The organism is Atribacteraceae bacterium, assembly GCA_035477455.1.
GTDB lineage: Bacteria > Atribacterota > Atribacteria > Atribacterales > Atribacteraceae > DATIKP01.
The window spans coordinates 1-11,850 of record DATIKP010000078.1; the positions used below are offsets into that span (position 1 = coordinate 1).

10 protein-coding genes are annotated in these 11,850 nt (G+C 54.1%); 2 read left to right on the top strand and 8 right to left on the bottom strand.

The annotated features are described in order from the left end of the window. Positions 1 to 100 precede the first annotated feature (100 nt). From VLH40_04915 to flgF, 6 genes are all read right to left on the bottom strand, one after another. Entirely contained in the window at positions 101 to 418 is a 318-nt protein-coding gene (locus tag VLH40_04915) for a rod-binding protein (protein ID HSV31347.1), read from the bottom strand. 31 nt (positions 419 to 449) lie between these two features. Then, positions 450 to 1,568: a flagellar basal body P-ring protein FlgI gene (locus tag VLH40_04920; GenBank protein HSV31348.1), complete on the bottom strand. Its 1,119-nt coding sequence runs from the start codon at positions 1,566 to 1,568 to the stop codon at positions 450 to 452. A 47-nt stretch (positions 1,569 to 1,615) separates the two neighbouring features. Then, positions 1,616 to 2,224, bottom strand: a complete 609-nt coding sequence (locus VLH40_04925) for a flagellar basal body L-ring protein FlgH (protein HSV31349.1) — start codon at positions 2,222 to 2,224, stop codon at positions 1,616 to 1,618. Continuing rightward, positions 2,221 to 3,204, bottom strand: a complete 984-nt coding sequence (gene flgA, locus VLH40_04930) for a flagellar basal body P-ring formation chaperone FlgA (protein HSV31350.1) — start codon at positions 3,202 to 3,204, stop codon at positions 2,221 to 2,223. The genes VLH40_04925 and flgA overlap by 4 nt, the downstream gene beginning before the upstream one ends. 4 nt (positions 3,205 to 3,208) lie before the next feature. Continuing rightward, positions 3,209 to 3,997 (bottom strand): flagellar basal-body rod protein FlgG, encoded by a 789-nt coding sequence (gene flgG / locus VLH40_04935; protein HSV31351.1) that lies wholly within the window; start codon positions 3,995 to 3,997, stop codon positions 3,209 to 3,211. 81 nt (positions 3,998 to 4,078) lie between these two features. Further along, positions 4,079 to 4,837, bottom strand: coding sequence for a flagellar basal-body rod protein FlgF (gene flgF / locus VLH40_04940; GenBank protein HSV31352.1), 759 nt, complete (start codon positions 4,835 to 4,837; stop codon positions 4,079 to 4,081). A gap of 322 nt (positions 4,838 to 5,159) precedes the next feature. On the opposite strand from flgF, the gene VLH40_04945 reads away from it, so the two are divergent. After that, complete coding sequence (locus VLH40_04945) at positions 5,160 to 5,837, top strand: hypothetical protein (GenBank protein HSV31353.1); 678 nt, start codon at positions 5,160 to 5,162, stop codon at positions 5,835 to 5,837. Positions 5,838 to 7,277: 1,440 nt separating this feature from the next. Beyond that, positions 7,278 to 10,271, top strand: a complete 2,994-nt coding sequence (locus VLH40_04950; protein HSV31354.1) for a diguanylate cyclase — start codon at positions 7,278 to 7,280, stop codon at positions 10,269 to 10,271. 122 nt (positions 10,272 to 10,393) lie between these two features. Here VLH40_04950 and VLH40_04955 read toward each other — a convergent pair whose 3' ends face one another. Together VLH40_04955 and VLH40_04960 are read right to left on the bottom strand one after the other, a co-directional pair. After that, complete coding sequence (locus VLH40_04955) at positions 10,394 to 10,579, bottom strand: hypothetical protein (GenBank protein HSV31355.1); 186 nt, start codon at positions 10,577 to 10,579, stop codon at positions 10,394 to 10,396. Positions 10,580 to 10,596: 17 nt separating this feature from the next. Continuing rightward, positions 10,597 to 11,616, bottom strand: coding sequence for an SPFH domain-containing protein (locus tag VLH40_04960; GenBank protein HSV31356.1), 1,020 nt, complete (start codon positions 11,614 to 11,616; stop codon positions 10,597 to 10,599). Between the last annotated feature and the right edge of the window lie 234 nt (positions 11,617 to 11,850).

Genomic DNA, 11,850 nt, shown 5'->3' on the forward strand with positions numbered 1-11,850 from the left:
TGAGGCGTTGCTGATGGCAACGGGGCCTCGCTGAAATGAGTTTTTGCAGCAAAATCAAAGATCTGTTATCTGAGCCCCCGCAAACCCCCGATCTCACCCGTCAGTCCCCGGATTCACTTTCCTGGACGAGAGAGCCTGCGAGGTTCCGGTACAGATATTCCGCCAGCCCGATACCGTTGGCCCGGCTCGCCGACCTGGCAACCTCATCGACGAACATGTCTTTAAACCATCGCTCGTGCTTACTCAAAAAAGGGGATTCCGTGACCAGGACCGGCTGGATCGAACGCTTGAACATAAAACCGAGAAAGTACGATTCAAATTCACCGCAGGCTTTTTTCAATCCATCCTGAAGCGGCCCGCTTCCCTTCCTGTCGAGCACCAAAAGCGGTTCTTTGGGTATTCGATCGATTCGTAGCATGGTAAGCTCCTTCGTATTCCGGAGGGTATTATTACTCGACAATCAATTCCCCCTGGAGGGCGCCGGCTTTATTCAGCGCCTGTAAAATAGCAATTAAATCCCGGGGACCGACCCCCAACGCATTCAAAGACATCACCAAATCGTCAATAGTCGTCGTACCCTCGATCCTGGACAGTCCCACTTCTTCTTCCACGACCTCCACTTGCGTTTCCGGAACCACTACAGTTTCTCCGGGCGAAAAGGGCGGTGGCTGAGATACCAGAAAACGGGTTTGAATGGTCACGGTTAAATCCCCATGAGAGAGGGCCACCGGAAGAATCCGCACGTTCCCTCCGATGACCACCGTGCCGGTCCTCTCGTTCACCACGACCCGGGCGGGTACGTCAGGAGTAACCGGGATTTCCCCGATCAGCGCCATCAGGGACGATACCCGGTGCAGGTACTGGTCCGGTATGGTGATTTCAATCCGGTTGGCATCGAGGGCTCGGGTCCGCCGACCCCCGATTTCATTGCTGATCGCCTGAGCGATCCGGGTGGCGGTGACAAAATCCGGGTTCTGTAACAACAGGGTAATCGTCCCCCGGGTCGGGTCATAAAATCTGGTGTCCACCGTTCGTTCGACAATCCCACCATTAGGAATCATGCCCACTGTCGGATGGTTACGTTGCACCTGGGCTCCGCCGCCGCCCGCGGCAAAACCACCGATGGAAAGCGGTCCTTGAGCGACCGCATAGACCTTTCCATCCACGGCTTTCAGCGGGGTCACCAGGAGGACGCCCCCCTGGAGAGTTTCGGAATCGCCCAGGGAGGAGACGCTTACATCAATGGTTTCCCCCGGCCGGATAAAGGGAGGAAGTTCGGCGGTCACGATCACCCCCGCAACATTCCGTGACCGGATCTGATGTGGATCGACCGTGATCCCCAGTAGCTGGAGCATGTTCGCCAAGCTCTGATTGGTGAACAGACTGTTACGACTGTCCCCGGTCCCGGACAAACCCACCACCAGCCCGTACCCGATTAGCTGGTTCCCCCGTTCCCCCTCAAATCGGGTGATATCTTTGATCCGGACCGTTTCCGCGTTGGCGGTGAACGTGAGAAACAGGCTGATCACCAGAAGGAGAGAAGCTCTTCTAAGTGTATTGATCACCATCGCACCCCTTTATCCTTTATCCTCTAACGGACACCGAACCGGTCTTCCTAAAAAAGGAAATCAAGAACGGATCCAAAAATGCCGTTCAATAGGCCGACCAAGCCACTGCGCTCCCTCGGCCGCAGAGTCCCATCCAGTTTGATCACCGCATCGAGCACCTGGGTGGACAAAACCGAATTGTTCGCCGTAATGTCTCGGGGGCTGACTACCCCTTCAATGGTGAGGATTTCCCGCTGCTTGTTGAGGATCATCTCCTTGCTCCCCTTGATCCGGAGATTGCCGTTTTCCAGAACCTCGCTGACCTGGCAAGTAATCACCCCTCTCAGAGAAAAGTTCCGACTTTCCCCCCGTTGTGCCTGCCGGGAAGTCTCGCTGGATAAACCGGCAGGAGGAATGAAATCGAAGATCCCCGCTCCAGCCGCCAGGTTGATGTTGGTGCTCCGTCCCCCGCTGGATTGAGCATCACCGGAACCGGTTGTGTGCTCACTGACAATCACCATGATCGGATCCCCCGGACGCGAGGCTCTGAAATCCGAGTAGGGATCCGCAAACCAGCCGTCATCGCTCCAAAGCGACTCCCCCCGGACCGGAAGGATCAGGCCACCGGCCAGAGTCGCACCGAGCACCAGGCTAAGTAATAACCGGTCATGTCTCATCGTATCTCCACCTCCACCAATCTTTCCCCAATGACTTGGGCCTGAACCCGTTTCCGGGATTCCGGATTCTCTACGACAATGCTCTCTCCCAACGATCCGTTTCCCCGGGCACGGCCGGTGGCGGTCACGGTAACCAAGCCATTCCTGGCTACCATGGTTACCAAGTCCCCCCGCTCGATCAAGGTTTCCTTCTGAACCTTCTCCGGAGAGATTACTTCACCGGGACGCATAGCCCGTCGGACCTCAAGCCCGATGACCTCATTCAGAGAAGCGAAACCCTGATCATTACCCGCGGACAACGCTTCCGGCAAGACCTGCACTTGGTCGGCGCCAATTACGTCACCCGGCCGGAGATGGTCTATGGTTCTGACGGTGTCCCGAAAAACCTTGAGGCCAAAGGTCACGCTTTCCCGCTGTTCGTAGCCTCCCGCTGCGCTCACGGTAAAGTGAGCGGTCCCCCGGCCCCACGGCTTAAGTCCGGAAGGAATGAAGAGTTGGAGGGTGCTCTCGGGAGGAACGGTCAGGTCCTCGGTGGCTCCCAGCGGCTGGATTTCCACCGCTTGGGCGAAGGGAAAGAGGCGTAAGAGTTCTTCTTCAATCATGGTGCTCATGGCTGACCAGGGGATAATCTCACCGGCAAAGACCACGCGAGAATACTCCGCTCCGGAAAAATGGATAAAAGCGAGGCCGGGAATCCTTCTCGCCGCCACCCGGTCGAAGATTTCCTGGGGACGGATCATCCGGGCTTCCCCGGGAGCGGGGACATAACCCAAGTCGAGCCGGCGTAGTTCCCCCTCCCAGTAAACATCCGGATAAGAAATCTCCGCCACTTCCCCGAGAACGAGGCTCTCGGCCAGGAGCGTCACGTTCGGACGGAGAGCAACAGACAGGGTCAGGGCCCAGACCGGTCCTACCCAGCCCCCGAGAAAAAGCACAATACCGGCGAATAACCAACCCACTGCGTATTTCATCGCGCGCATCCGGTTACCGCTTGAGATTGTTCGAAATCTGGAGCATTTCATCAGCTGTGGTTATAGCCTTGGCGTTGACTTCGTAGGCCCGCTGGGCACTGATCATCCGCACCATCTCTTTGACTATCTGAACGTTGGACATCTCCAGAAAACCCTGTGCCAGGCTCCCAAAGCCAGCCAGGCCGGGTACCCCCATCTGTGGTTCTCCAGAGGAGGCGGTGGCCCGATAGAGGTTCCGCCCCAGGCTGGTCAGGCCGGCCGGATTAATGAAACGTACGAGTTCGATCACGCCGACTTCCTGGGGTTCGATTTCCCCGGGAATCTGGACGGACACGATCCCATCCTGCCCAACGGTTATCGATTCCGCCTCAGGGGGAACAGTAATCGGCGGTTCCAACAAAAACCCATCATTGGTCACCACCTGTCCCAGGGCGTCGAGTTTGAAAGAGCCGTCCCGGGAATAGGCGATTTCACCATCCGGCAGCAGAATCTGGAAAAAGCCGTTTCCTTCAATGACCAGATCAAGGGGGTTGCGGGTCTCATACATGTCTCCCTGAAAAAACATTTTCTGTACGGCCGCCGGGCGCGTACCCAGACCGACTTCAATGCCTACCGGCACCTGGGTCGCTTCCGTGGTCGGAGCGCCGCTGACCCGAATGGTCTGATACATAATATCCTGAAAATCCACCCGGCTCTTTTTGAAGCCCGTTGTATTCACATTGGCGAGATTGTTGGCGATCACGTCGATATCCAGTTGTCTGGACATCATTCCGGTCGCCGCGGTCCACAAAGCCCGTATCATGGATACTCCCTCCCCCGTTCAGGCCTCCGCCGTGCGGTCCGGCCTGGTTATTCTCTCTGTCGATCGACGACGGACACTCTCTTAACGAAGCCGGGCGATATCGTTCACGGCCCGCTGTAAGGCCAAATCCTGGGACTGGATCGCCCGTTGCGCGGCTTCAAATTTACGCAGAGTCTCGATCATGGTCACCATAGCTTCAACAACGTTCATATTCGAGCGTTCAAGCGAGCCCTGCACGACCCGAAAACCAACCGCCTCCCGAGGTTCAACCAGATCGTCAACCGGGAAAAAGTTATTGAGACCGCGCTTCACGAGGAGATTCCGATCGTCAAAATCGACTACCCGCAGTTGGTCGACCTCCTCATCATCGACCCGGATCCTCCCCTGGTCATCGACCAGGAACGTTCCCCCCGGAGGAAGAACGATCTCCCCGGTTGTCCCCAATACCGGGAACCCATCCACGTTTACCAGGCGGCCATCGGTATCGAGGGCAAAATTCCCCGCCCGGGTATACCCCTCACCTTCCGGGGTGGCGACCACAAAAAACCCCCCTCCCTGCAGAGCGAAATCAAGATGATTTCCGGTAGTCTCGATCCGCCCTTGCGAAAAATCGGTCTGGTGTTCACTAATCAGCTGGGCCCCTATCGACAGACTTCCGATGGAGATCGGCGACTGCTCATCGGTAAACCGGGAGATCGCCCTTTCGTAAACCGCTTCCGCTCGCAAGAGATCCGCCTTGAACCCCGGTGTCTCGATATTTGCCAGGTTATTGGCCAGCACTCCCTGCTTGATTTCGAATACGTTCATTCCCGATGCAGCGGTATAAATTCCCCGGATCACTCGCTTGCCTCCTTTCTGGGTTATAACTGGACATGAAGTCAAGAATTCTCGTTCTGTTAGTCTCTGTTGGAAGGTATGGATAAATATACTTGCCAAAAATAAGAATCAAAACAGAGCCTGCCTTTTCAGAAAAACCATTACATACCATCCTCACCCTCTCCCTCCCCCCTCCTTACCACGGACTTCCCCCTGAACCAAATCTTCCATTGCCATCTCGACAAAGGGACAGGAAGAAACCGGGCGGTATGATATAATAGGTGCTGCAGAATATAGGCCTGATGCCCGCTCGCTGATCGTCCCGGCCGGAAGGGAGATGAAAAACATGCAAGAAGTGAAAGAAAAAGTCATTGATCTCGAAAAGACCTTAAATGACTTCATCCTCCATACCAACCTCGGTTTTGCCAAGGTTCAGAATGCGCTCATCGAACAACGTTGGGCTCTGGACAAACTCAAGGAAGAGATGGTGGCTTACCGGGAACATTCGGCTCAGGAGATGAAAGAATTCAAGGAAGAGATGGTGGGCTCCCGCCGGGAACTCAACAAGATGTGGGGGGACCTGGCCAACCGCCTGGGGACCGTGGCGGAAGACATCGTGGCTCCCAACCTACCGGTGATCGCCCGGCGGTATTTCGGCTGTGTCGGAGAACCGCTGACTCTGTATGTGCGCTCCTTCCGGTTCAAACGGAAAGACCGGTCCCAGCAACGGGAGTTCGATGTAATCGCCGAGTACGAAGAAATCGTGCTCTTCAACGAAACCAAGACCACGTCCCGGCAAAGCTATATCGATGACTTTCTCGCCTTTCTCCCCCAACTCCCGGACTACTGGCCGGAGTTCACGGGAAAAAAGATCATCCCCATCTATGCCGCCCTGTATATCCCGGAAAACCAGGTGGCCTACGCCACCCAGCGGGGTCTTTACGTTTTGGCCCTGCGTGGAGAAACCATGGATCTCCTCAACTACCATGCGGTCAAACCGGTCGAAGAACCACTGAGCGACTGAGCGATCCTTTCGTTTATCCCACCCGCAACGTGACCGGGCGGGGTCCTGCCACTGGAACAACTTCCAAAAGAAGGGGGTCAACCGGATATAACCGATTTTTTGCATGATCCTTCCTCTATCCATCGCTTCCCACCTTCTTCGCCTGCGGCGAAGATTTCTGCCAGTGCCGCCCGGTACCGGGGGCACATAGGGACCGTTCTTCTGTTCCAGAGGGACGTGGTCGTTTTTCCGGTAGGGCGGGCGGCGGGCCTAAGGAGATCCCCCGCCTTTACCCTTTACCCTACGCCCAGGAAGGCCCGGCTCCAGTCCGGAACCCCATCTCCCCGGGAGAGGTGCGTAACTTCTCGCTGGCTGGTATCCTTTTCATGGGTGGATGGCCCAACTCTTTAGATTTCCCTCAAATGTACTGTAGCACAACGGCCATCCACTTTTTGTTTTTACAGGAATTGTAAGACAGATTTTACTGCAAAAACTCATTTCACCGAGGCCCCGTTGCCATCAGCAACGCCTCATCTGGCATTTTCTTGCACGCATCAATGACCACGTCCGGTTGCAGTGCTGCTGAAAAGGCCATCCTTGGCCTTTTTACTTCGAAAATGCGGTGATTTCGGCGGCTGATTCAGGCAGCTCAGGCCCAGGCTTCCTTCGTTCTTTTGCAGCAAAATTACTTATTGCAGTAGAATCAAGATATGATCTAAACGGATCAAGAGAAAAGTCTTAACAAAATATCTTTTCTATGTTATCTTTGAATTAAGTGGTAAGCTTTTGGAGTTTTTTGATGGCTACAACCACAACAAAAGGTTGAAGAAAATAGATACCTCGCCTTTACAGGCGGGAAGTGCCCGCTAGATTAAATTATAAAACACAGCGGAATACCTAAAAGAAACCAAAGATATAGTCTTACAACGTATCGTTATCTAACAATTATAAATGAATACCATATCAATCACCGGGATTTTTGTGCGAACCGGTTGTATTATGCGGTTTTTTATGCCGTCAGTGCCGCGTTGACCAACCGGAACCAGCACTAGCGGAAAACTTTAGAATCCGGGTTGCATTTCAGCGAGAATTTGTTAAAACTAATTTATTCTCCTCTTATGGCGGAATTATACGACGCATTACTTTGTGACCGTGAAGAAGCCGATACATGGTTTATTCGGAATTCGATCCAAAAATTTTGCAGGAGGAATCGACTCAATTTAAAGAGTTCCTTAATGTTTTTCTTTTCAAGAGTCAGTACAAAAAGAAGAGCATTCAAAAAAAATATTTGTAAGAGGTGAATTTAAGCCTCCGGTATGTTTATAGTGGATAACGGGGAAAAGGAGAACATTGATCGCCGTTCCATGACTACTTCTCTCTTGTTGACTTGATCATTAATTTTAGGGGGCCAGTCAGATGATGGGTCAAAACTACTAGCGGGTGAGACGGTGAAGGAGCAAAATGCGTAAGGGAGAGAGTTTCAGCGATATTCTCATTCAAGCCCTGCCGGTCTTCTTCGTCGCTATCGATGTCGATGGCAAGACGATGATGATGAATGAGGCGATGCGAAACGCGCTCGGCTATACCGTTAATGAGGTGTTAGGAAAGGATTATCTGACGAATTTCGTCCCCCAGAGTGACCGCGGATCGCTCTCCCAAATATTCGAAAAACTGGCAGGTTCGCGCGAGCCGATGGTAAACGAGAATCGTGTGCTGACCAGGGACGGCCGAGAACTTCTCGTCGAATGGCATGGCCGGCCGATCTTCACCGAAGAAGGCGAATACGACTTCTTCTACGGGATAGGGATCGACATCACCGAACGGAAGCGGAACCAGAGGAAGATCGCGCACCTTAACCTTGCACTGCGCGCCATCAGTAACGTCAACCAGTTCATCGTCACCGAGAAGGAGCGCGATCGACTGGTACAGGGTGTCTGCGACAGGCTCAGCGAGGCGCACGGCTATCATACCGCCTGGATCGGTCTACTCAATGAAGAAAAAGGCCTTATTACGGTAGGACAGTCCCCCTCAAGCCAGGAGTCCATAGCGCCGACCGCCCATCTGCTGCGCGGTCGGTTGCCGATCTGCGCCCAGAAGGCACTGGCGCAACCTGGAGTCCAGGTAAGCGCAGAGCCACATGCAGAGTGTGCTGGCTGTTCTCTGTCCGGCACGCATCGTGGTCGGGGAGTGATGGCCATCCGGTTGGAACATGCGGGAAAGGTCTACGGAATGCTCACTGCGTCCATCCCCGCCGATTTCATTTTCGATAAGGAAGAGTACGAACTATTCGCTGAAGTCGCGCTGGACATCGCGTTTGCCCTGAGCAACATCGAGCTGGAAGCTAAGCGCCAGCAGGCTGAGGAAGCCCTCACCCGCAAGGTGCAAGAGCTGGATGCCCTTAACGCAGCCTCGCAGGTGGTGAACGCCTCTCTCGATCTGGATCAGGTGTTGGGAAAGATCGTGTCGCTGGCGAAAGAGGCGGTGGGCGCCGATTACACCAGCATCCTGCTGGTCGATGAAAAAAGCGGCACGGTGCGTAGCTTTGAGAATTTTCCAGATGTACCGTCAATCGAGGATCGCGCTCAGGAGCATGGCCTTACCCGTCTGGTCATGGGCACAGGACAGATGGTGATCGTCGATGAGATCGGTGAGGACGGTACGATTGTCCCGGAACTGGGTGCCGGGGTGCCGCGCCTGGTCAATCCGCATATGGTGGGGACAAATATCAAGTCGGTAGCCTATCTGCCGCTAACCGGCAAGGCCGGTTCGATTGGAGTCCTCCACCTGCGCAACCTGCGGCCGCAAGCATTTCGTGGTCAAGAAACGCTGCTGACCACCTTTGCCAATCAGGCGGCTATTGCCGTAGAGAACGCACGGCTGTACGAGACGGTCTCCCGGGAACTCACCGAGCGCAAGCGAGCGGAGGAGGCGTTGCGGAAGAGCGAAAGACGTCTTCGGACAATGAACAGGGTGCTTGCGAAGCTATCGCGAAGTATGAAGATAAAAAACGGCGATCCGGGCGCCTTCCTGAAGGAGATTACCGAGGTTGCGGCCCGCACGCTCGAGGTTGAACGGGCCAGCATATGGTTATACGATGAAAAAGGTATAAAGATTCAGTGCCTGGACCAGTATGAACTGGGTGCCGGAAGACATGCCCAGGGCTTCGAGCTGGTTCAGGCAGACTATCCCGCTTACTTTCGGGCCTTGGAAGAGGAGCGCGCTATCGTGGCCGACAATGTACTCACCGACCCCCGAACCAGAGAACTTTCGGAGTCTTACCTTTTTCCTCACGGTATTACCTCCATACTCGATGCCCCGCTTCGGTTGGGCGGCCGAACGGTAGGGGTCATCGCTCATGAACATGTCGGGCCCGCTCGCCGGTGGACGCCGGATGAGCAGAATTTCGCCGGATCGCTGGCGGATTTCGTCTCGCTGGCCATGGAAGCGCAGGAGCGCTGGCAAGCGGAGGAAGCGCTGGCGGAGTCGCAGTGGAAGATAGAGAACCTGAACAAGATAACCCGCCGCTTGGCGGTTTGCGCAACGGAAGATGAAGCCTATCGATTGACTATGGAGGCGGCGGAACGAATCCTGGGGTTCTTGCTCTGCTTCCTGGATATCGTGGAAGGAGACCGGATGGTGGTGAAAGCGACCTCATCGGAATTGCCTCCCGGGACGGCCGTGGAGAGGTCTCTGGCGGAGGATGAACTGGCGGCCAGGACCTACCATACCGGTAAAACGATTGTCTTTGGTAGTCCGGATGAGGTTCCCGAAGCCAGGCCGGCAAGGAAGGATTTCCGCTCGGGGATCTGCGCGCCGATTGGCGATATCGGGGTTTTTCAGGTCGTTGCCACGGATGTCGGTGCCTTTACCGAAGATGATGTACACCGGCTTGAGCTTCTGCTCGGACAAACCGCCGAAGCGATCAAGCGGATTCGTCTGCAGAACGAACTGAGGGAACAGGCCATCCGCGATCCGTTGACCGGGGTCTACAACCGCCGCTACTTCACCCAGACAATCGAGCAGGAAGTCTCCCGCGCTGTGCGGCATAAGCGGCTGATCGCCTTCCTGATGATCGACGTCAACCGGTTTAAGGAGATAAACGATCGCTTCGGCCATCAGACCGGTGATCGCGTTCTGCAAGCGGTGGGAAGACTTCTTGCTCAGCAGGTGCGCGAGGAAGACATCGTGGTCCGCTACGGCGGTGATGAATTCCTGATTGTTCTGCCCGAGACTGATGGCGGAGAGGTAGACACTGTAAAAAAGCGGATCGGTACAGCGATTGCCCGGATTAATGAAACGAGCAAGTTGATCGACTTTCCGGTTACCCTGTCGCTTGGTTGTGCTTACTGGAATCCGGGTGGCTCGGAATCGATCGAGGAAGTTCTGGCCTGGGCGGACCAGCGGATGTATGGGGAGAAACGGAAACAGGGTTCAGGCCATAGGTCAAAACCATGAGCGCTATTCTCATAAAAGTCCTGTCGGTACCTTCGTCGCCGATCATGTCGATGGCAAGATGATAACGAGCTTACAGGCGCTTCGGCTGGCGCAGGCCAATAGGCGAGTGCACCAGCCATTATTCATCCTGCATCTTTCGTCATTTTTATATTCTTTTTCCTTTGCTTTACGCATTCGGTTAAAAGGTATTCAATTTGCCCGTTGATGGAACGAAAGTCATCTTCCGCCCAAGCCGCCAATTCCTTCCAAAGAGAAAGCGACAACCGCAATAACAACTGCTTTTTATCTCTGTCGTCGTTGGGCATCATCAAGGTTCTTCGTTTAACTATGAATACAAAGTACCACTGTTGACAATCGGCTGGACGTCCCGATTTCCGCAGAGGACCACGAGTAGATTACTGACCATTGCCGCCTTGCGTTCTTCGTCGAGCTTTACGATGCCGTTCTCACTCAGTTTGGTCAGTGCCATTTCCACCATACCCACCGCGCCTTCCACGATCAACTGCCGGGCATCGACTATGGCTGAAGCCTGCTGTCTTTGGAGCATGGCGGCGGCGATTTCCGGTGCGTAGGAAAGATGGGTAATGCGGGCCTCCATAACTTCCAGTCCGGCCATCTCCACTTTTTCCTGAATTTCTACCCGGAGTTTTTCCGCTACCTCCTGACTGCTGCCGCGTAAAGACATTTCACTGTCTTGGTCAGGTGTGTCGTAGGGATAGTTCCGAACTATGTTACGCAGCGCGGAGTCACACTGTATGGAAAGAAACTCCTTGAAATTGTCGACATTAAATACCGCCTTGGCTGTGTTAACTACTTTCCAGATTACAACCACCCCTATAATGATCGGGTTGCCCAGTTTGTCGTTTATTTTTTGCTGGTCATTGTTTAGCGTAATGGCTTTCAGCGAGATGACCTTACTCGGTGCGGACAGGCGCTGAGCCTTGTCCAGTCCGGCCGACAGAATAGCGGTAGCAATGCCAGTCGTGGAAGCGGCCGGATTCAGGGCGCTGACAAAGGGATTGACAAAGAAAAACCCTTCGCGCTTAAGCGATCCGTAGTATTTTCCAAAAAGGGTCAAGACCAGCGCCTCATTAGGACGCAGTACTTTCAACCCGGCAAAGATGATGGATCCGACAAATAGATAAGCAAGCCCTGCAACGATCAAAATGGTGCCAAGTGCGTTATCCCCGCCGGCTTCAAATCTCATAATCCCTCTAACCATTGCCGCGACTGCGGCTCCCATGAGGATTATATTGAGGAGCAAAATGGGCATGCCGGCCATGGCTGGCGGGCGGATTTCCTCGTGATGCACCAGGCCTTCACGTACTATGGCTTTTTCAGACATAATCAATCATCTCCTTACAATATGTATTTGATATTATAATAATATTATTTATATAGTATGATGGAGCCACATAATTGTCAAGTGTTTATTGCACAGGATGTAATTGCTGCGTACTCCGGAGCAAATCGCCCGGTGTTCCGGCCGAAGCCGGCCGCCTCCGGGTTTATGAGCAGCGTACGCTATCCATGCACAAAATTAAAGAAGTCCTGCGCTTAAAGTATGATGGGGGGGTTA

Bases quoted from the DNA above. Each gene is read 5' to 3' on its own strand.
- VLH40_04915 (HSV31347.1), bottom strand. From the start codon at position 418: ATGCTACGAATCGATCGAATACCCAAAGAACCGCTTTTGGTGCTCGAC.
- VLH40_04920 (HSV31348.1), bottom strand. From the start codon at position 1,568: ATGGTGATCAATACACTTAGAAGAGCTTCTCTCCTTCTGGTGATCAGC.
- VLH40_04925 (HSV31349.1), bottom strand. From the start codon at position 2,224: ATGAGACATGACCGGTTATTACTTAGCCTGGTGCTCGGTGCGACTCTG.
- flgA (HSV31350.1), bottom strand. From the start codon at position 3,204: ATGCGCGCGATGAAATACGCAGTGGGTTGGTTATTCGCCGGTATTGTG.
- flgG (HSV31351.1), bottom strand. From the start codon at position 3,997: ATGATACGGGCTTTGTGGACCGCGGCGACCGGAATGATGTCCAGACAA.
- VLH40_04945 (HSV31353.1), top strand. From the start codon at position 5,160: ATGCAAGAAGTGAAAGAAAAAGTCATTGATCTCGAAAAGACCTTAAAT.
- VLH40_04950 (HSV31354.1), top strand. From the start codon at position 7,278: ATGCGTAAGGGAGAGAGTTTCAGCGATATTCTCATTCAAGCCCTGCCG.
- VLH40_04955 (HSV31355.1), bottom strand. From the start codon at position 10,579: ATGATGCCCAACGACGACAGAGATAAAAAGCAGTTGTTATTGCGGTTG.
- VLH40_04960 (HSV31356.1), bottom strand. From the start codon at position 11,616: ATGTCTGAAAAAGCCATAGTACGTGAAGGCCTGGTGCATCACGAGGAA.